At 40.7% G+C, this 21300-nt stretch carries 22 protein-coding genes; 1 reads left to right on the plus strand and 21 read right to left on the minus strand.

All coding sequences use genetic code 11. From position 1 onward, the window contains the following. Positions 1 to 10: 10 nt before the first annotated feature. The 15 genes from gmk to CTER_RS05345 form a co-directional block, all read right to left on the minus strand. Entirely contained in the window at positions 11 to 616 is a 606-nt protein-coding gene (gene gmk, locus CTER_RS05275; RefSeq protein WP_004624274.1) for a guanylate kinase, read from the minus strand. Between the two features lie 32 nt (positions 617 to 648). Continuing rightward, entirely contained in the window at positions 649 to 927 is a 279-nt protein-coding gene (gene remA / locus CTER_RS05280; protein WP_004624165.1) for an extracellular matrix/biofilm regulator RemA, read from the minus strand. A gap of 31 nt (positions 928 to 958) precedes the next feature. Beyond that, positions 959 to 1840, minus strand: a complete 882-nt coding sequence (locus CTER_RS05285) for a YicC/YloC family endoribonuclease (RefSeq protein WP_004624305.1) — start codon at positions 1838 to 1840, stop codon at positions 959 to 961. Positions 1841 to 2163: 323 nt separating this feature from the next. Continuing rightward, positions 2164 to 2538: a response regulator gene (locus CTER_RS05290; RefSeq protein WP_004624291.1), complete on the minus strand. Its 375-nt coding sequence runs from the start codon at positions 2536 to 2538 to the stop codon at positions 2164 to 2166. Further along, positions 2525 to 3277, minus strand: a complete 753-nt coding sequence (locus tag CTER_RS05295) for a 16S rRNA (uracil(1498)-N(3))-methyltransferase (RefSeq protein ID WP_004623989.1) — start codon at positions 3275 to 3277, stop codon at positions 2525 to 2527. Before CTER_RS05295 ends, CTER_RS05290 begins: the two co-directional genes overlap by 14 nt. Beyond that, a complete protein-coding gene (gene prmA / locus CTER_RS05300) occupies positions 3259 to 4209 on the minus strand; it encodes a 50S ribosomal protein L11 methyltransferase (RefSeq protein WP_004624107.1) in 951 nt (316 codons plus the stop codon). Before prmA ends, CTER_RS05295 begins: the two co-directional genes overlap by 19 nt. 22 nt (positions 4210 to 4231) lie before the next feature. Then, entirely contained in the window at positions 4232 to 5374 is a 1143-nt protein-coding gene (dnaJ, locus tag CTER_RS05305; protein WP_004624054.1) for a molecular chaperone DnaJ, read from the minus strand. Between the two features lie 212 nt (positions 5375 to 5586). After that, positions 5587 to 7440: a molecular chaperone DnaK gene (gene dnaK, locus CTER_RS05310; protein WP_004624116.1), complete on the minus strand. Its 1854-nt coding sequence runs from the start codon at positions 7438 to 7440 to the stop codon at positions 5587 to 5589. Positions 7441 to 7496: 56 nt separating this feature from the next. Beyond that, positions 7497 to 8084 carry a nucleotide exchange factor GrpE gene (grpE, locus tag CTER_RS05315; RefSeq protein WP_004624001.1) on the minus strand — a complete coding sequence of 196 codons (588 nt, stop codon included), beginning with the start codon at positions 8082 to 8084 and terminating at the stop codon, positions 7497 to 7499. A 31-nt stretch (positions 8085 to 8115) separates the two neighbouring features. Continuing rightward, positions 8116 to 9159 (minus strand): heat-inducible transcriptional repressor HrcA, encoded by a 1044-nt coding sequence (gene hrcA, locus CTER_RS05320; RefSeq protein WP_004624272.1) that lies wholly within the window; start codon positions 9157 to 9159, stop codon positions 8116 to 8118. 259 nt (positions 9160 to 9418) lie between these two features. Then, a complete protein-coding gene (locus CTER_RS05325; protein WP_004624113.1) occupies positions 9419 to 10309 on the minus strand; it encodes a DUF7847 domain-containing protein in 891 nt (296 codons plus the stop codon). Positions 10310 to 10347: 38 nt separating this feature from the next. Further along, positions 10348 to 11178, minus strand: a complete 831-nt coding sequence (locus CTER_RS05330) for an aminotransferase class IV (RefSeq protein WP_004624203.1) — start codon at positions 11176 to 11178, stop codon at positions 10348 to 10350. 183 nt (positions 11179 to 11361) lie between these two features. Beyond that, entirely contained in the window at positions 11362 to 11952 is a 591-nt protein-coding gene (gene yfbR, locus CTER_RS05335; RefSeq protein WP_004624292.1) for a 5'-deoxynucleotidase, read from the minus strand. A gap of 76 nt (positions 11953 to 12028) precedes the next feature. Then, positions 12029 to 13174, minus strand: coding sequence for an HD domain-containing protein (locus CTER_RS05340; protein ID WP_004624063.1), 1146 nt, complete (start codon positions 13172 to 13174; stop codon positions 12029 to 12031). A 172-nt stretch (positions 13175 to 13346) separates the two neighbouring features. Beyond that, positions 13347 to 13862 (minus strand): hypothetical protein, encoded by a 516-nt coding sequence (locus tag CTER_RS05345; RefSeq protein ID WP_004624255.1) that lies wholly within the window; start codon positions 13860 to 13862, stop codon positions 13347 to 13349. A 154-nt stretch (positions 13863 to 14016) separates the two neighbouring features. Between CTER_RS05345 and CTER_RS05350 the strand changes: the two genes are divergently transcribed. Continuing rightward, on the plus strand, positions 14017 to 14856 hold the full coding sequence (locus CTER_RS05350) for a hypothetical protein (protein WP_004624222.1): 840 nt from the start codon (positions 14017 to 14019) through the stop codon (positions 14854 to 14856). A gap of 6 nt (positions 14857 to 14862) precedes the next feature. On the opposite strand, the gene CTER_RS05355 is transcribed toward CTER_RS05350, so the two are convergent. The 6 genes from CTER_RS05355 to CTER_RS05380 form a co-directional block, all read right to left on the minus strand. Then, a complete protein-coding gene (locus tag CTER_RS05355; protein WP_004624224.1) occupies positions 14863 to 15627 on the minus strand; it encodes an energy-coupling factor transporter transmembrane component T family protein in 765 nt (254 codons plus the stop codon). An 86-nt stretch (positions 15628 to 15713) separates the two neighbouring features. Then, a complete protein-coding gene (locus CTER_RS05360) occupies positions 15714 to 16511 on the minus strand; it encodes an energy-coupling factor ABC transporter ATP-binding protein (protein WP_004624258.1) in 798 nt (265 codons plus the stop codon). Between the two features lie 12 nt (positions 16512 to 16523). Beyond that, the gene (locus tag CTER_RS05365) at positions 16524 to 17363 is read right to left on the minus strand and encodes an energy-coupling factor ABC transporter ATP-binding protein (RefSeq protein WP_004624060.1); all 840 of its coding nucleotides are present in this window, start codon (positions 17361 to 17363) and stop codon (positions 16524 to 16526) included. Between the two features lie 53 nt (positions 17364 to 17416). Beyond that, entirely contained in the window at positions 17417 to 17983 is a 567-nt protein-coding gene (locus CTER_RS05370; protein WP_004624078.1) for a tryptophan transporter, read from the minus strand. 284 nt (positions 17984 to 18267) lie between these two features. Then, complete coding sequence (locus CTER_RS05375) at positions 18268 to 20499, minus strand: LTA synthase family protein (RefSeq protein WP_004624207.1); 2232 nt, start codon at positions 20497 to 20499, stop codon at positions 18268 to 18270. 130 nt (positions 20500 to 20629) lie between these two features. Beyond that, complete coding sequence (locus CTER_RS05380; protein WP_004624105.1) at positions 20630 to 21217, minus strand: HD domain-containing protein; 588 nt, start codon at positions 21215 to 21217, stop codon at positions 20630 to 20632. Positions 21218 to 21300: the final 83 nt, after the last annotated feature.

The raw sequence follows: 21300 nt of genomic DNA on the forward strand, positions 1-21300 counted from the left end.
ATACCTCCCATTACTTTATTAAGCTATTTAAAAATTCTATATTGCGGGATGGCTTTAAACGCTCGGCATCCAAAACCTTTTCTATATTCAAAACAGCGTCGTCCACACTGTCATTTAGAACCAGATAGTCATACTTGGCAACATATTTTAATTCATTTGCTGCCTGTTCCAATCTCTTTTCAATAACATCCCAGCATTCGGTAGCTCTGCTTTCAATTCTTCTTCTCAATTCCTCAAGTGAAGGCGGAACTATGAAAACCAGTACGCATTCGGGATATTTCTGCTTGATTTCGAGAGCTCCCTCAACCGTTATTTCCAGGATTACATCGGTCCCGGCCTCTATACAGCTGTCAACAAATGCCTTTGGGGTTCCGTAATAATTGTCGCAGTATTTATCCCATTCTATAAGAGCATCCTTCTCAAGCATGTCAAGGAACTGGCCTTCAGATACAAAAAAGTAGTTTTGACCCTCAACTTCTCCTTCACGCGGCTTTCTGGTGGTTGCAGAAACCGAATATCTGACATTATCCCTTTCAGCCAGCAATTTTTTACATACCGTACCCTTACCAGTACCGGAGGGCCCGGATATTACCACTAACAGACCTCTTTGCTGCATTCCTTCCTCCATAAATATCTTATTGGCAAATATTATTCTTCATCGGAATCTACTTCGGGCTCGGTCACATCAACGTCTTTTGCATTGAGTCTGTGAGCCACTGTTTCAGGCTGAACAGCCGACAGAATAATGTGGTCGCTATCGGTAATAATAACCGCCCTGGTCCTTCTGCCGTAGGTGGCATCAATCAGCATACCCCTGTCTCTGGCCTCCTGGATGATTCTTTTTATTGGAGCTGATTCAGGACTGACTATGGCAACAAGTCTGTTCGCTGAAACAATATTTCCAAATCCAATATTAATAAGCTTCATATATTTCCTCCTGGTTAATTTTGATAATGCCTTATTCTATGTTCTGAATTTGCTCTCTGATTTTCTCTGTTTCACTTTTCAATTCCAATACATTTTTTGTTATAACGATATCATTTGATTTTGACCCTATAGTATTGATTTCCCGGTTTATTTCCTGGACCAGAAAATCCAGCTTCCGTCCTACGGGCTGTTTTTTTATGCTGAGTATATCCCTGAGCTGGAGCAGGTGGCTTCCCAACCTGACAAGCTCCTCGTCAATACCGCACCTGTCTGCAAATATGGCTACTTCCATGGCCAATCTGTTTTCATCAACGGTTTGCTGATTTAACAGCTCTTTTATTCTGTTTTCCAGCTTTTGTTTATATTCTATGACAACTTCCGGACTTCTATTTGTTATTTGAGAAATAATATTTTCCATGTAGTCCGCTTTTTGAAGCAAACTCATCCGCAGCTCATTTCCCTCTTTTTCACGCATTTGAACAAGTGAATCAACAGCAGCTTCCAGAGCTTTATTCAGGATGCCCCACAACTGCTCTTCATCATCTTCTGTTTTCTCAATACGCAGCACATCGGGAAATCTGGATACCAGTGATACACTTATATCGTCCTTCAGGCCGTATTTATCCTTAAGGCTTTCCACTGCTTGTATGTATGCACCTGCCAGAGCCTCGTCAAGCATGACGTTTTTTGAATCCTCGGAACGGTCCTCAAAAGATATGAAAATATCAACTTTGCCTCTGAAAATACTTTTTGAAACTACTTCCCTTACACGTTCCTCAAGGTAAGCAATCTGTCTTGGTAATTTTATATAAAAATCTATATAACGGTGATTGACACTTTTTATTTCTACTGTGAACTCTTTACCGCTTTCATTATAGTTTCCTCTTCCGAACCCAGTCATGCTTCTAACCATAATTTCCTCCAAAAATCCGGCATGCTACTCAATCTATTTACGTCCAAATCTTGCTAACAGTAATAATCACTAGTATTATAACACAATTTTATATTATTTAAAGAATAATTTACTACTTTTCTTATATTTTATCAATTTTTCTTCAATTTCCTTCCGATATTAAGTTCTTACTCTAAATTATTACCAAATTTATAGAATTAATGCTCACACTGTCTTATCAAAGACTTATATAAAAGTCCGGGTTCACTGACTACTGCCATGCTTCCCTTAACATTAAAAAAATGAGGGTCTCCCCCCATTTAATTTTCCTCTCCTGAGCAAATCTATTGCATTTTCAATACATTATCAATAGCCTGCTGAACGCGTGATTTATCAAAAGGTTTCACAATAAAATCCTTTGCACCCATTTTTATAGCATCTATTACCATTGATTGCTGCCCCATTGCCGATACCATGATTATTTTAGTCTTGGGTGACACATTTAATATTTCCTGGATTGCCATTATCCCATCCATTTCAGGCATTGTTATATCCAATGTCATTATATCCGGCAATAATTTTTTAGCCTGGGCAATTGCTTCATGCCCGTTAGCTCCCTCACCAACCACTACATAATTTGTATTTTCCTCAATCATCCTTTTGATTAGCGTTCTCATGAAAACAGCATCATCAACAACTACAAATTTAAGTTCTTCCATTAGACACATCTCCCAATTCATACATCATTAGTGATAAAGCAACCATCCCGGCAGTTTCGGTACGCAGAATCCTTGGGCCAAGAGTTATTTTACGTATTCCTGCGGTTTCTGCAAGTTCTACCTCCTGTTCGGTGAACCCGCCCTCCGGGCCTATAAAAATAGCTGCGCTTTTAATACTGGAACTGGTTGCTGCTATTGCTTTAAATCCGGCAACACTTTCCTTTTCATAAGGTATTATGGATAACTCCCTATTTGCAGCCATATGGACGGCCTGGGAAAATTTAACAGGCATCCCTATCACCGGAACAATTCCCCTGTTGCACTGTTTTGCAGCCTCCATGGCAATTTTCTGCCATCTGGAGACTTTGGCATTTGCATCCTTATCAGTATTAATTTTAACTATACTTCTGTCTGTTATCACCGGCACTATTTCAGAAACTCCGAGTTCAATGCATTTCTGGACAATGAACTCCATTTTGTCGGCCTTTGGAAGCCCCTGAAAAAGTGTTACCTTCAACGCGGGTTCAGTCACATTTTCAACACTGTCTATAATATCGGAAATGATGCAGTCATTGCCGATTTCTGCTATAACCGCGTTGTAATCAATGCCGTCACAGCATACCGTAATGGCATCACCCTTTATTGCTCTCAATACCTTTTTAAGATGTTGATAATCCTCACCGGTTATTCTGATTTTGTTATCTTCGATCTGAGTCTTATTTACAAAGTATCTGGACATCTGAATACCATTGCCACCCATTCACCCATTTCAAGGTCGTCTATGAAGGACATGCCGTTTTTCAAGCAGGCATCAATGACGTCCTGTTTTCTTTCTTTGATTATACCCGAAGTTATAAACAAAGAGTTCTTTTTTAAATAATAAGGTATAAGTGAGGACAAGTCAACAATTACATTAGCAATGATGTTGGCCACTATTATATCAAATTTTTCATCTCCGGCCTTCAAATCGGACAGGACAGCCTGAAAAGCCTTTATTTTACCGGCTTCTCCATTTATTTCAATATTTTCCTTAGCCACCCTTACCGCAACTTCATCGATATCAATGGCTTCTATTTTTTTTGCGCCCAGCTTTGAAGCAATAATGGATAAAATTCCGGTGCCGCAGCCCACGTCCAGAACATCATGATTGGCACTCATATACTTATCCAGCAGGATGGAACACATCTGTGTTGTCTCATGGGTCCCTGTTCCGAATGCCATCCCGGGGTCCATCTCAACAATTATGTCATTTTCTTCAGCCCTATATTCTTCCCAGGTAGGCTTTATCACAATCCTGTCAGTCAGCCTGAAGGGCTTGTAGTACTTTTTCCAGGCCGTGGACCAGTCTTCATCATCCACTTCACCATAGCCTTCAAGGCCTTTACCCGTGTCAAGAAATTGGGAGATATTCATCAAACCGTCATTTATCTGCTTCAGGAGGTCATTTATATCCAACCCGTTTTGAAAATAGGCCGAAATTATTACATCCTCACCCAAGGCCTCGAGGAAATCGTCATCGGCATAATCCAAAGTACCGGGTTTTTCTATTTCCTTTCGTATATCAAACGGATCCTTTATGGCAACTCCGCCGGCACCCATCGTTGTCAGCATTTCAGCTACCGCATCGCTGGCCTCATCGGTGGTGTTGATCCGTATTTCATACCATTTCATATAAATTTTATCCTCCGTATTTTTATTTAAAAGCATCCTTCATCTTATCAAAAAAACCTTTTCTCTGTTCGTGGACCTCATCGCCTCCAAGCTCGGCAAACTCCCTGAGTATTGCCTTCTGCTTTTCATTCAGCTTCTTTGGTACATCAATATTTACCTTTACATACTGGTCTCCCCGTCCGTTTCCTCTCAGGAAGGGTATTCCCTTGCTTTTCAGTCTGAACACCGAGCCGGTTTGCGTTCCTTCGGGTACGGTATATTTTACTTTTCCGTCCAGGGTAGGTACTTCAAGTTCAGCTCCCAGAGCCGCCTGGGTAAAGGTTATAGGTACTTCGCAAATAACATCGTTTCCCTGGCGTTTGAACAAAGGATGGGGCTTAACCCTGATATTCAGGAACAAATCTCCGTTGGGTCCGCCCTTCGAGCCCGGGTCACCTTCCCCGCGCAGTGATATGGTCTGCCCGTCGTCAATTCCCGCCGGTACGTTTATTTTAAGTTTGACACTATTTCTGAGTTTACCCTTTCCGTTACACGCAGGGCACGGATCGGCAATAATCTTTCCTTCACCCTTACACACGTCACAGGTCTTTGAATTGATAAACTGCCCGAACGGTGTGTTTTGCTTGATCTGAACCTGGCCGGTCCCGTTGCAGTGCTGACAGGTGCTGGCATGTGTACCTGGTTTTGCACCGGTTCCGGTACACTTTGAGCAGACTTCCATTCTGCTTATGTTTATTTCACGCTCAATACCAAAGGCGGCTTCCTCAAAAGAAATCTCCATGGCGTATTTGATGTCGGCTCCCTTCTGGGGACCCCTTCTGGTACGTGACCTGCTTCCTCCGAAGCCTGAACCGCCGAAGAAGGTTTCAAATATATCGCCTATTCCGCCGAAATCAAAGTCGGAGAAGCCGCCGGCTCCGCCTCCGAAGCCATTAGGGTCGGTACCTGCATGGCCGAACTGGTCATACCTGCTTCTCTTTTCAGGATTACTCAATACCTCATAAGCTTCATTTGCCTCTTTGAATTTGGCTTCAGCTTCTTTATTCCCCGGATTTACATCAGGGTGATATTGTTTTGCTAAATTTCTGTATGCTTTTTTTAGATCGGCATCGGTTGCATTTTTTTGTACTCCTAATACCTCATAATAATCTCTTTTTTCTGACATCCGATTCAACTCCCGTCTCAAGCTGTTAAGCCAGCCATAGATGAAACATTTATCTTTCTGAACAATGAATTCAATTAATTCTTTCCTCATCTCAAAACAAGCCAGAGCCGGTTTTCAGCTTTGGCTTATAAAAAATCATATTGAACTGACTCTCATATTATTTATTTTTAAAGGGGCCTTAACTGCTCAAAGCCCCTTTTATTATTATATAATTATTTGTCGTCGTCAACTACTTTATAGTCTGCATCAACAACATTATCATCATTTCCTGCACCCGGCGCACCCTGCTGTCCGCCGAAACCAGCTGCATTCGGGTCGGCCCCGGGCTGTCCGCCTGCCTGCTGGTAGATTTTTGCAGATACATCATAGAAAGCCTGCTGCAACTCCTCGGTAGCCTTCTTGATGGCCTCCAAATCTGTTCCCTTTAATGCATCCTTAACCTTGTTCACACCGGCTTCGATCTTTGACTTGTCATCTGCTGTAACCTTGTCGCCGAGATCCTTCAGAGATTTTTCAGACTGGTATACCAGGGAGTCTGCATTATTTCTTATATCTATTTCCTCCTTACGCTTCTTGTCTTCTGCGGCAAACTTTTCAGCTTCCTTGACAGCCTTGTCAATATCGGAGTCAGAAAGATTTGTTGAAGCAGTGATTGTGATCTTCTGTTCATTACCTGTTCCAAGGTCCTTTGCAGATACGTGTACGATACCGTTTGCATCTATATCAAAAGTAACTTCTATCTGTGGAACTCCCCTTGGAGCTGAAGGTATTCCCGTGAGCTGGAATCTTCCCAGAGTCTTGTTGTATTGGGCCATTTCTCTTTCACCCTGGAGGACATGGATTTCAACACTTGTCTGTCCGTCTGCGGCAGTTGAGAATATCTGGCTCTTCTTTGTAGGAATGGTAGTGTTTCTCTCAATTAATTTTGTAAATACTCCTCCCAGGGTTTCAAGACCCAGTGACAACGGGGTAACGTCCAGCAGAAGCAGACCTGTTACGTCCCCTGTGAGAACTCCGGCCTGTATTGCCGCACCCACCGCAACACATTCATCAGGATTTATGCCCTTGAAGGGTTCCTTACCAAGATACTTTTTAACTGCTTCCTGAACAGCCGGAATTCTGGTGGAACCTCCTACCAATAAAATCTTGTCTATTTTATCAGGTGAAAGACCTGCATCGTGCATAGCCTGTCTGGTGGGACCCATGGTATTTTCAACCAGGTCGGCAGTTATCTCGTCAAATTTTGCTCTTGTCAGCGTAACATCCAGGTGCTTTGGTCCTGATGCATCAGCTGTTATGAACGGCAGGTTGATATTTGAAGAAGTAACACCGGAAAGCTCGATTTTAGCTTTTTCAGCTGCTTCCTTCAATCTCTGCATTGCCATTTTGTCGCCTCTTAAATCTATTCCGTTTTCTCTCCTGAATTCGTCGGCAAGGAAATCTATGACTCTCTGGTCAAAATCATCTCCACCAAGTCTGTTGTTACCGTTTGTGGCAAGAACCTCGAATACCCCGTCACCAATTTCAAGGATTGATACGTCAAAAGTACCTCCGCCAAGGTCATAAACCATTATCTTCTGGTCATGCTCCTTGTCCAGACCATAGGCAAGAGCCGCCGCTGTTGGTTCGTTTATTATTCTAAGTACTTCCAAACCTGCAATTTTACCTGCATCCTTGGTTGCCTGTCTCTGAGCATCACTGAAATATGCAGGAACGGTTATTACGGCTTGAGACACAGTTTCACCGAGGTATGCTTCAGCATCGGCCTTTAACTTTTGAAGTACCATTGCAGATATTTCCTGTGGTGAATATTTTTTATCATCTATAGGGACCTTTCTATCGGTACCCATATCTCTCTTTATAGAAATTATTGTTCTTTCAGGGTTGGTAATGGACTGTCTTTTTGCAACCTGTCCTATCATTCGCTCTCCTGTTTTTGAGAAAGCAACAACAGAAGGAGTTGTTCTATTTCCTTCGGGATTTGCTATAACAACAGGCTCGCCGCCTTCCATAACCGCCACACATGAATTTGTGGTACCTAAATCTATACCAATTACTTTTGCCATAAAAAAGCCTCCTTAATATGTTTTTACATTAAACTGTTTATCAGTAATTTACAAAATTAGTTTGCAACCTTAACCACGCTATGTCTTACTACTTTGCCCTTCATAGTATAACCTTTTTGGAATTCCTCAATAACCACACTATCTCCGAATGCATCGTCGTCAACATGCATTACGGCATTGTGAAGCTCAGGGTCAAAGGGATTATTTACCGCTGCTATAGGTTCGACGCCCATTTTTTCCAAGCAGTCCTTAAGCTGTTTCATTACCAGCTCCACCCCCTCTTTCATGGGGTTGTCATCCACTTCCTGGACGGCCTTCAAAGCTCTCTCCAGATTGTCAACCACCGGTAAAAATGCATTTACCGTGTCAATTGCAGCATCCAGACTCAAAGCCTCTTTTTCCTTTATTGTCCGCTTTTTATAATTATCAAACTCAGCAGCAGTACGCTGAACCATATTCATATATTCTTCGCACTGGCGGGTCTTTTCCTCAAGCTTGTTCTTTAGCTCCTCAATTTCCTTGTTTGCTGCATTAGTCTCTTCGCCATTGCCTTCTGCCCCGACTTCGGTATTTACCGCTGTGTCGTTTTCCTCAACCATGTTTACCTCATCATTTGCAGCTTTGGAATTTTTGTCTTTTTTCATTGCTAAAAAATAACCTCCTTATTTTTTATAGCTATCCATCACCCAGAAGTTTTGAGATCTCCTGATTAATTTTATTTCTTATATAATTCAATGATGAAACCACCTTTGAATATTCCATCCTCGTGGGCCCTATAATGCCTATGGACCCAATTACATAATCGTCTATACTATATGAGGCTGTGACAATACTGCAATCCTTAATTCCCTGTATAACATTTTCATTTCCTATCTGAATAACTATTTCATTGTTATTGCCATGTGTATTAAGAAGTTCGGACATCAGCTTCTTTTCGTCCAAAAGGCTTAAAAATTCCTTGGCCTTCTGAACTTCCTTGAATTCCGGGAAATTTAAAATGTTTGTTGTTCCCTCCAGATAAATTTCAGGCCTGTCAATGAGCTTTATCAGGTCTTCAATACCGTCAAGTATGGGTCTCATTAAATCATAAGGCAGCGAAGCAAGCTGCTCGGCCTCTCCGTTGAGGAAATTAGTTTTCAGCATTTCCAGAGTATAACCCTTTAGCTTGTCATTTAGCATATTTGATACCTGTATGATAAAGTCCGGGGTTATTTTTTCAGGAACTCTGATAAGATTGTTGCGAACTATGTTTGAATCTGTAACAACTATGACAAGTGCTTTGCCGGGCTCTATAGGAACAACCTGGACAGCTTTCAGAACACTTCTTTTTATATGGGGTGTCACTGCCATGGAAGTATACTTTGTAAATTGAGACATTACAACAGAAGCATTCCTAATCAACTGACTCAATTCATTTATTCTGATGTCCATGGCATTCCTGATGTTTTCTATGTCACTTTCAGACAGATCATTTATTTTCATAAGCTGATCCACATACAATCTATAGCCTTTGTCCGACGGAACTCTTCCCGCCGAGGTATGGGGCTGTTCCAGGAAACCCATATCTTCCAGGTCAGCCATTTCATTTCTGATGGTTGCAGAGCTGAGACCCAGTTCATGCTTTTTGGCAATAGTTCTGGAACCTACCGGCTCTGCAGTACTTATATAATCATCTATAATAGCTTGAAGTATCTTTAGTTTTCTATCGTCAAGAAGCATGTTTACCTCCGTTCCCAGGCAACTATCCTCATACGGTTCCCGTCACCTGCATTTAAAATAAATCTGTTTTAATTCCTTTTTGTTAGCACTCTTTTGTGTTGAGTGCTAACATATACTTAAAATAACATTCGCATTTTTATTTGTCAAGTAGTTTATGATAAAAATTTCCCTTCACAGGTTTAATATTTTTAACATGAAAACCCTGCTCCACTTCCCTGGTGGAGCAGGGTTTTTTTCTCATTTTTACCTGGAAACTCTGTTACTGCACCCCGCCGTCCTGGAAGCCGCCAAACTGCGGAGGAGGTTCGGGCAGAGTATATCTTCCGGTTTTCTCACGGTATACTTCGAAATAGTAAACCATAAGAATAAACTCAGCCAATCCCGATATTACAGGAGCAACAATATTTCCGATAACAGGAATCAAACCGATTACACTTCCAAGAATGAATCCTGCAACGCTTCCTCCGAAGGTAACCAGCAGTGTGATTCCAAATATTGGCCAGAAGCTGCCTTTTACAGTTTTGAAGGAATTTTTCAGACCTTGAATAATATCACTGTCCTCAACACATACCGCAGGGAACCACAAATTCAAATAATTGAACAAGACTGCAACTCCCGCTAAGAATGCAAGTACAAATAATACTATCAGTAATACGCCCAGTCCGGTAGAAACCGAAGAAACCACTCCTCCGATAACCACAAGTATCAGTAATACTACTCCGAGACCAATTGCAAAAGCGATATTCAACAGACCGAACAATACGAATCTGCCTATGTATTTGGACATGCATCCGGTAAAGTTGTTGAGCTTTGCATTTCCTGTTTCATAATGCAGGTTTATAAGTCCGTAGGTAGCAGGTCTCACAAGTATCATCAATACAAATGAGAGCAAACCTGAAATAATTGAACTTGCAATAAATGTACCCAGATTCAATCCTGCGAATAAATCACCATAGTTCGGTATTCCTCCGCCATAAGCATTATTTTCAATCATGCGCCTGAGATTTTCAGCGATTGCACCGCTGTTGGCCACGATCCCAAGACTTCCGACGCCTGAAATCAAAGCCGGTATTGCCAATGAAATCAGTAAAGGCAAGGTGAGCAGGAAGTTCTTGAAAGTAAATTTAAAAGCGTTTTCGAGATGTCTCATATACTAACCTCCATAGTTTTTAATTTTGATAATAACTTTTACAAGTTATCATTAATATATGCATTGACAAGACTGTTATAGCCTGCCATAACATGCTGGGTAGTCGCATTTGCCGCTGAATTCAGTTCACCCTGGTCTATAATCCTGACCGGTAGAACTTTTATGGAGGTTCCGGTAATAAAAGCAGCATCAAAATTTTTCAGGGAATCCAGTCCAATCAATGTTTCAATCACTTCATATCCTAATTTTCTGCAGACATCAACAACATATTGACGTGTTATACCTATAAGCACAAAATCCTCAGGAGCCGTATATATCTTTTCACCTTTTACAAAAAACACATTTGATTTTCCGCCCTCCGTTATCCTGCCTTCCTCATTTACCAGCAGGGCTTCAAAGGCCTTCTTTTCCATTACGGTACGCTGTAATTCTTCCTTATAGCCTGCGTGGATCATCTTGACATTGGGATTTTTCCTCTTAAGCCTGATGGTGCAGCAAGCCACCCCGTTATTATATTCATCGATGGATGGATAATAGAACTTGTTTATAAAGAATAATATATTCTGCTCTTCTTTATCTTGAAGTACAATTATTTTTACATTGCACTCGGTAAGGCCGTTTTGCTCACAAACAACCTTTATTTGATTCTTAATATCTTTTTTTGAAGAATTCAGTTCATATTTCAGTTTTGCCATGGAACCCTTAAGTCTCGCAAAATGATCTTCAAAAAACAAAGGAACTCCTTTTATGATCCTTATTACCTCATAAAAAGCCGTATATTTATCACCGGAGTAAGAGTCAAGCTTTTCAGAAGGTACGGCCTCACCATTTATTATACATATTTTACCGACATTTTCTTCAAAATTCATTTTGAATTCCCCTTTTTTGGTCTATTGAATTGCTTTTAAAGCTGGGAACAACACAATTAATTGTAAATAGATATACTTTTTTTGTCAATTAATAAAAATTTCACTAATTTATGAAATTATCCTCGCGTACCAGTTGAACTACTTAAATACCAAACAAGACATTAAATTGGCACAACGGTTACTTCAATCAATTTCGTCAAGAGAAAGGTTAAAGCTTGGAACAAACCTATCCATAAAGTATTTTACTTCCTCCAGTTCAATCTCGGCAATTGTGTTCAAAATGGTCTCACTTGCCTTTTTAAATTCATTATTACCCGCTTTCACCTCTTCAATGCATTTTATATATGCCGCAATCCGGTCTGCCGCTTTTACAAGCTTCCAGCATTCCATATCATCAGGATTTTTGAAAAAAAGCGAATAGTATTCGTCAGCCATTTCCTCCGGAAGCATTGATATGATTTTTTCTTTGGATATATCCTCAATATCCTTGTAAATCCTGCTTATCTGAGGGTTGTAGTACTTTATGGGAGTGGGCATATCACCGGTTATTATTTCATTGCAGTCGTGAAACATTGCAAGAATGGCAACTCTTTCCGGATTTATCTCACCATTGTAATATGTATTTCTGATAACAGCCAGCCCGTGGGCGATAATGGCTACCTGAAGACTGTGCTCCTGAATGTTTTCAGTATAAGTATTCCTCATCAAACCCCATCTGTTTATGTATTTCATTCTCGACAGGAACGCAAAAAAATGAAAATTTTCCTTATCCATAATAAACTCCTTTAAAACGTTAGTTTTTCTATGGAGAACGCTGAAAATGAAAAGTATTTAATTTTCAGCATTCCATTTACATCCAGTAAATTTCTTCAAAACAGCTCTGCGCAAAAGAGTCGGTCATACCTGCAATAAAATCTATAACCTTTTGGGCATCGCTTTCATTCTCGTCATAGCATTTATCCGTTATAAAGTTATAAAACATACGGTACACTTTTGTATCGCTGGACTGCAGCTTTTCAATATCCGGAACACTTTGCAGCAGGTTGTCAAACAAGCCTTCAAGGGTATTTTCCGCTATTTTTTCATATCTTGTTATCTTATCAGCCTTATATATGAGCCTTACATTTTCGTTAATAAGCTTTTTAAGCGCCTCTCCCTTGGAAGGACTGAGCTGTATGCAGTCTTTACCGTAGCTGTTTTCTACCAGGTCACACACAAGTGTATTTATAATCTCTCCGTTACTGTGCCCCAGTTCATTTCTGATGTCTCCGGGAATGTCCTGCATATCCATCATTTTAACCCTTACAGCATCCTCAATATCCCTGCCCACATAGGCAATTTTATCTACAAGCCGGACAACACAAGCCTCAAGTGTGAAAGGCAGCGCACCGTGGTTCTTTATATTATGCAGTGTTTCAGGGGTTTTATCCAGATCCCGTGTCAGAATATATTCATTATAATTTTCTCCGCAGTGCGAAACAATTCCGTCCTTTACTTCAAATGTCAGGTTAAGCCCGCAATAATCATTTATTTTCTCTTTCGATATGCGTGTAGCAAGCTTTTCAACCACTCTTAAGCTGTGCAGCTCATGTTGGAAGCCCATTGAACTGTCAATTTTTTGCATGCATTTATTAAGAACACGCTCGCCGCTGTGGCCAAAAGGTGCATGGCCCAGGTCATGGCCCAATGCGATGGCGTAAGTAAGATCCTGATTCAGGTTTAGAGTTCTCGCTATTGTAACGGCAATGGACCCCACGTTTAAAACATGCTCCATCCGTGTGCAGATATGATCATTTTTTGCATTAAAAAAAACCTGGGTTTTATGCCTGAGTCTTCTGAATTCCATAGAATATAGAATCCTGTTCCCGTCCCTTTCATAATCTGTTCTGATAGGACATTTTTCCTCGGGGACAAGTCTCCCAAAAGAATTTATACTCCTTGCGGCAAAGGGACTCAGCATATCTTCCTGCTGTTCTCTCAGTTTTCTCCATTCCATTAATACACCTCCCGGGACTTCCCGGACAAGAACAAAGCCGTATTAAAAATTTATTCTTTTCCGGACATAAAAAGGCTGACGTTTTAACTATAATATACCATAGCAAAACATCAGCCGCAACCTGATGGCCTGTTTGAATTCAGATGTTACAAACCTCCGGTGTCCAGGTTTTCTAATATTGTGTTTTTCTTGATCTGCCGCTGCAGAACATGGCTATTCCACCTGCGATCAAAGCAATGGGAATAAATATCTCTGGTCTGATAATTGACGTTACCCTGCTGAACAGCATGCAGACCATAAAGAATGCTGCAATTCCCCCGATTATCAGACTCGCAATAAGCAAGCCTTTTTCCCTCCTGGAAAAAATGTGCATTTGAAACAGGCCGACTGCAACAGAAAGAATGTATACCGGCCAGGTATATGCTGCAAAATGCCAATTCGTTGCAACTTCAAACATAAATAACAAACCTATTGTGGTAATTATTCCGCCTGGAACCAGCAAGCCCGGTTTTGAACCTGTCAGGAAGAAAGCAAACTCAAAGGAAAGGCCCACAAGTAAGACAAAAAATACCCAAAAATCCCGTGTATTAAACTCAAATAATTTGATTCCAAACAATACCCTTAGCAGCAATACTATAACACCTGCTGCTATAAGCAGTAACCCTGCAAAACTTGTATTTCTTTTCATAAACAATTCCTCCATAAACCGCCGGCTTTAATAAATTTCGTACAACTATTATACAGAGTATCCAATAAATTTGTCTGAAAAATTATGAATTAACCTCTCTTTTTATGCAAATAATAAAATTGCTAAATTTATACAATTGATAAGGAGCATTTTTTTGAAAAAACTTAGTACGAAAATGAAAATATTTATAAGTCTTGGCACTTTATTTATAAATTTTTATTGTTTTTTTATATTGGCCAATAATTACAATATCGTTTATTATCCAACCGCCTCAAGGGCCGAGCTCTCCCAGCTACTGGACAGGGCTTCACTTACCGGGACTGATTACGCACAGCTGCTGAGGCAAACGGGACTGGGACGGCCTGCTGTCGACGACCTCATAAGGCAAAGTGGCGGAAAAGCTGAGATAATTGCTTTCCAGCAAAGCTACTATACAAGGAATCAGTTGTTTACCGAGAAATTAAACCTGTTTACCAGCCAGGAAACACTTGTAATAAATAACCTGGACAAGTCCGATAACTTTGGGTTTGCCCCCTTGAAAAATGGTGATATTCTTATGACAAAATCAACACAGACACTCTTTTGGAGGCACGGGCACTGCGGTATTGTTACAGACGCTGAAAAGGGTATAACTTTGGAGTCCCTGGAGCCGGGAACCATCAGCATGAAACAGGATATATCCAAATGGCGGTACTATCCCACTTTAAAAGTCCTGAGGCTTAAAAATGCTGATGAAAAAGTAATTGAGAATATAGTGAAATACTCCGAAAACAGCTTGACAGGCTTAAAATACAGTATTTTTGCTTCAAAATACCAATGCGGCATAATCCCTAAAAGTGCAAACTGCTCCCAATTAATATGGCAGGCCTTTAACAGCTATGGCTACAATCTGGACAGCAACAGGGGAATACTTGTTACACCGGAAGACATAGCAAAAAGCCCATTACTTGAAATAGTACAAATAAAAGGCTTTGACCCTGAAAAGTCCTGGTAGGTGCAGCTATGCCACAAACGAACTTACAATCAGTGTTACGATTGAAGCTGTCATTGCAATATAATCCCTTCCGCTGAAATTATATTTTTTATAGCCGCTGTTCTTCTGCCTGACGTTAAATCCTCTGAGCTCGGCTGATATGGCACTCCCTTCGATCCTCTTAACCGACGAGATCAAAAGGGGTACGCATAAGGGCAGTACCAGCTTTAATTTTTTCAGGGGGTTCTTTGTATCAAATTCAACCCCTCTGGCGGTCTGTGCTTCAATAATACCGTTCATCTCGTTTTCAAAAATAGGTATAAATCTGAGTGCAGTTATGAAGGCAAAAGTATATTTATAAGGAATATGGAGCTTCTGAACAAAAACATTGGTCAAATCACTCATTTTTGTAACCGTAAGCATGAGCACCAGCGGCATTGTGGCTCCTACAAGTCTTAGCACAAGCAGTACCGAGAAATTCAAGCCGGTATCGGTTATATAAAGATTAAGGGGCAAATCCAGTATAACATTGCCCGTCCGTATAAAAAATATTTGAAGTAAAAATAGTATTAAACCTATTTTCAATAAAGTTTTTAAGAGTGAAAATGCTTTATTTGCTATGCCTGCCATTCCGGCAACAATGATATTTATAATTATGATGCCAACGGCCATCAATATATGGCTGCTGACAAAACTGCTCAGGCACAGCAGGAATGCCAGCAGCATTTTTGTCAACGGATTCAGTCTATGTATAACAGTATCCCCCTGGGAGTACTCCAGCATTCCTTTCATATCAGCCTCCATGAGCCACATAGCGCGGCCACAAAATAGTAATAAAATCTCCACTCCTCTATCCGCTATAAGGCGAATAAAGGAGGTTAATTGGCCATTTCCTCAATTCTTTCGGCCATCTCATCAACTGTCAGTATGCCGTTAAAAGCTTCCCCAAGCCTTATGGCCAGTTGGGCTATCTGCGGCGGAGCAAGGGAGGTCCTCCTCAGAACAGTATCATTTGACATCACGTTTTTGCACACATCGTCAGCCAGCACTCCGCCGTCACCTATGACCAGAACCCGCTGCGCAAAATCGGTTACCAGTTCCATATCATGGCAAACCATTACAACAGTTGTTCCACGGCTATTCAAAGCCTTAATCACTTCCATGATCTGCATGCATTCCTTATAGTCCAATCCGGTAGTTGGTTCATCCAGGACCATTATTTTAGGCGATAACGCTAGAACTGAAGCAAGTGCTACCTTTTGCCGCTCTCCCCGGCTCAGTGAAAAAGGATCCTTATCCCCTTCGAAACCAAAGCTTTCCATTGTGGCCATGCATCTTTTCTCAATCTCATTCTTATCTGTAAGAATGCACTTTAATCCGAATTCTATTTCAGCCTTTACCGTATTCTGGCAGATCTGCCTGTCAGGATTCTGGAAGAGAAATCCCACATGCCCGGCCAGTTCACTGGTTCTGGCAATCCTTGTATCCAGCCCCTCAACCGTTACAGTACCTGAAGTAGGCTTCAGAAGGCCGTTGAAAAGCTTCATCAAGGTGGTTTTTCCTGCACCGTTGCGCCCCACTATGGCAATAAACTCTCCATCGTTTATGGTAAAGTTTATGTTCTCAAGTATATTATTTTTATCATAAGCAAAACAGACATTGCTGAATTCTATCAATCTTAACCTCCGTCATTTTATTATGTTTCTGACCATTACCTCGGCATCATCTATATTAACGGGAACTTCACCCTCATATAGCTTCCTTTCAGCCAGGGCATTGGCGAGGGATGCAACCCTTGGACAGTTGACCCCGATATCCTGCAGTTTGTAAGTGTCCTTCAAAACCTCCTGCGGAGAACCGTCAAGGTATATACTTCCTTCATTAAATATAAGCAGTCGTTTTGAGAACTCACTTAAAAGCATTATCTTCTGTTCAACAACTATAATGGTAATTCCCATCTTCTCGTTAAGCATCCTGAGCATACTGAAAATCTGGTGACTGCTTTGGGGGTCCAGCTCTGCCGTCGGCTCGTCCAGGACAAGTATATCAGGCATCAATGAAACAACGGCACATATAGCTACCTTTTGCTTTTGCCCTCCGCTCAATGTACTGATATTCCTATACCTTAAATCCTCAATTCCCACCATTTCCAATATATCCGTGATCCTTGCCTCAATTTCCTCATGGGGTACACCAAAATTTTCAAGCCCAAACAGGAGCTCATCTTCAACAACCGAGGAAACCATCTGACCGTCAATATCCTGAAAAACGCTGCCAACGCTTAAAGCAAGCTCTGAAGGAGAAGATTCGACGGTATCAATCCCTTTTACAATAACCTCACCGAAAAAATCTCCTTCGAAATGATGGGGAATGACCCCGTTTACGGCATAGGTAAAAGTGGATTTACCTGCTCCGCTATTCCCTATCACCCCTACGAAATCACCCTTGTTTAGTTTGAGATTAATTCCGCTTAATGCGTTTTTTTCTCCGTTTTTATATTTAAACGAAAAATTTTTGAATTCAATCATTCTTTTCTCCATTTCCATTGAGCTGGAGCAATGAATGATTAAACTGCCGTGTATCAATCATCCCTGCCACGTCCCAATGCCAGTTTTAATGGTATATAAAGTACCTGCACAATTATTGAATTTACAACAGCAGTTCCCAGAACGATTACAAGAAATACGCCGATTGGCATGGTCTTCACATTAGCACCGGTATAAAATGCCGCATAGAGAATCCCTATAAAAGCCATACCGCTTGCCAGAGTACTGAAAAATGTACCAACTATCGGTTTGAGTGAAAATTTTCCGATCTGAAGAGGTAAATATACCAGTACGGCCATTACAATTGCACCCACAGGCTCACTGATCAGGTTGATGTAGGGAGTTCCGGGGAATACCTGACAGATAGCACCTGCTATAATTCCGATTATAATTGCTTCAATAAATCTCGGTTTGATCAGCAGAATTGCAAGACAATACATGGCGATAATAAAATTTGGCTTCATGCCGGCTGAAAATAATGAACCTACAAAGAATTTAAGAACTGCACCTACTGCAAGCAATACACCTACCAGAATAATGTCTGAAATTGAAAGGCCTGCTTTCTTTTCCTTTACGACTACTCTTTTCTGAGCTGTTTCCATATAAAAAACCTCCACAAATAAATATTAGTAGAGGTTTGAAGTAATTTTCAAAATAATGTCAACTTAAGCAGTTCAATTAAATTCTTAATAATATGCCTAAATTAACAAGCAGCATTTTATATGCCGCCATGGTGGATAAATTTTTACCCTTTGTCTCATCTCGTCTAATCTCATCTAAGCTCTTCTCGTCTCTACTTGTAAAAAATATAGCATCAAAGAGCCTGGTTTGTCAAGCTAATCTTATGAGCACAACACCTATTTTACCAGCTTTACGGGAACTGCATTTATCTTTCTTTAAAGACTTCCGCATAATAGTTTTTGTCCAGAATATTTGTTGAATAGGTAAATCTGCCGTTAACCTGTTTTGCTATTGCAGTTTTATATTCTTTGGTTATTGTGGCTTCAGACTCTCCATCAGCCGGAATCAACTTTCTCAGCTTGGAATTATACCTGGCTTTATCTGTAAGCCAGCTCCAATTGGAGAAGATAACCAGCGGCGAAGCATCCGACAGAATGTCCCTGCCCATAAGCAGTCTCGAATCGTACTCCACCCCCATGAGGTTTGACAATGTTGGCAGTATATCCATACTGGAGCAGGGTTTGTCAATTTGAACAGGAGTCATGCCCTTTGACCACAATAGGAATATACCCCTGTAAAGCTCGAAATTTTCTTCTACCTTGTGTCCCGCCAGTTCTCCTATTTCATCCAGGGTAAGGCCGTAAGGATAATGATCCGGGCTGATAGCTATGAGTGTATCCTCAGCCACCCCTGCCTTTTCAAGTCTGGAAATCAATTCTCCCATAGCCCGGTCCAATTCAATCTGGCAGGCCAGGTATGCCTTCACATGCTCCGAATAGGGAAGGCCTTTGACAAGCTCTTTGTTTTTGCTGGCCATGGCATTTCCTCCGAAGCTGTACTGGAGATGACCGCTGACAGTCATGTAATAGGTATGAAATGGTGCCGCACCCAGATATTCATCGGTGGTCTTCTCTATCATTTCCACATCCGATTCGGGCCAGGTTTTTTTTACGTCAAGTCCATTTCCTACAGCTTTAAAGTCATAGCCCATATTGGGATGTGACACGTCCCTGCGGTAGTAAGTATATGTGTGATCATGGTAGGCTTTAGTGCCATATCCCAGTTTTTTAAGCTGATTCCCCATGCAGAAGGGCATATAGTTTCTGCCTGATACATAGAAACTCCAGACACCTGATTTGGGCACAAGTGAATTGCATGCAACATATTCTCCGTCGGAAGTACTCACTCCCCAGATAGGTGTATAAAAATCCGTAAACCTGAAGCCCTCCTGCTGCATTTTATATAAAGTAGGCGTCAGCTCCTTTTTGACAGCATAGGGTGAAAAACCTTCAGCTGTTATGAATATAAGGTTCTTCCCCTTGTACATGCCGGTATATTCATTCTTCCTGGTCGGTTCTACCTTTTTGAAATACCTGTGCATTGACTGTATTTCCGGATCGGTCTCACCGGCAATAAGTCCGTCAAAATCAATATCCATTACATTATAAGCATTCTCTGCTTTCTGCGGATTTGACCGCACCGCGTTCTGAGCTGTATTTTGATCGGTATTTTGGTCCTTGTCCTCCAAACTGTCCATTGCTGGATTATTAACCTGATTATCAGTGGAAAGAGCCATTTCACCCCTTTCGGAGGAATCTGTTTCATCTGCGGCATCAAAACTCTCCTCTTCCGGTAACCCCTCCTCTGCAGATTGAAACCCAAAGATCAGGTGTTTCACATCAAGTCTTGTAGTGGTAAGCATACCAAATCTGGTAACAGACAAATCTGGTATTATGGCTTCAGAATAAAGGAATCTGGTGCTAAGCTCCCCGTTGTTTGCACTGTATACCGCCAGGGTAGCAATTATCTGGATAAATAGTACAGCGGATGCAATTATCCCCCTCATACTCCAGGCAGTTTTATCTGCCGGAATAAGTTTATTGCCGAACGCGCTTATAAATATTAGCGGAACCAGCAGAAACAGTATGGGAATAATATTCTTGCCTATTGCATTGAGTATTTCCCTCCAGAACTGTAAAACCTGTCCGGCGCCATTTATAGAGAACAATGCAAAGAAAGTGGTAAAAACCTGATAGTATACCACCTGCACAATGTATATTAATGTGATGGAAGCAGTAATTATAATGGATATTATTCTGTTTACCCTGCGTTTGAAAAATGTGGATAATATGTAGAGTAAGAGTCCGGCAGAGGTTGAAAATAAAATCATATAGAATAGGCCGGAGTTAAACAGGGTTTCAAATACAGATATTTTGAATACTATTTCCATGTAAATTATCGCCAGCGGGTAAAATAGAAAAAATCTATACAGATGCAGTATCAACCCTATTTTTCCTACTCCTTCAGCAAGCTTTGGCTTTGTATGAAGTTCACCCAGCTTGCCCGTGAGCTTATGATTTAATAGATAATTTTTAGTTTTTTCCAAAAGCTTTTCTCTTTTATTATTTAAATCTGTTGTTATATGATTGATTTTCACAAAAGCATACTTCCTGTCCTTTTCTATTTTTGAGTATATTTTAATGTGTCGAGTTTGTGGCTTAATAAAAAATCTTTTATATTAATTATTATTAATTAACTCTTTAAATATTCAATCAACAAAAACATATTTATTTCTTCTTTCCTTCCAAAAAGTATGTAGCTTCCATATCGGCAGTGTTTAAGGCAAACGACAAAGGAAACTGTTCAAATGCATCTCCTACATTTCTCTTATCCTCAACACCTGAGAATCCCATATGATATCTTATTGCAAATGCTTCCTCCCTTGTCAGCTTCATAAAACCGGTAATAATGTATACGGATTTTTCACCATGCCCATAGGGCAGTCTGTCATCGTACTCATATGTAGGAACACTCTGCCAGATACCATTTTCGTCCTTTACATTCCTGGTCCCTGCCTTATAGCAATTAATCTTGCACAGGTCATGAAGCAGAGCAACAATTGCAATACTTTCCTCATCATAATCCAGCCTGTAGACACTGTGTACCCTTTCTCTCGCCAGGTAATCCTTCAGACACTCGTAAACATTTAAGCTATGCTCAACAAGACCACCCTCGTAGGCCCCATGGAATCTTGTACTGGCAGGTGCCGTAAAATAGTCGCTTGATTTGGATAAAAGATATTCCAACAGTTTGTCGGAGCCTTCACGATGTATGCAAGTATTATATATTTCAAGAAAACGTTCTCTATAATCCATAATAATCCCCTTTTTTTCTTTAATTATATCTTACATCTGCCGGCTTATCAATTAAGTATATGCTGAAATGCACCAACCCTGTA

Origin of the sequence: Ruminiclostridium cellobioparum subsp. termitidis CT1112 (genome assembly GCF_000350485.1) — a bacterium.
Classification (GTDB): domain Bacteria; phylum Bacillota; class Clostridia; order Acetivibrionales; family DSM-1351; genus Ruminiclostridium; species Ruminiclostridium termitidis.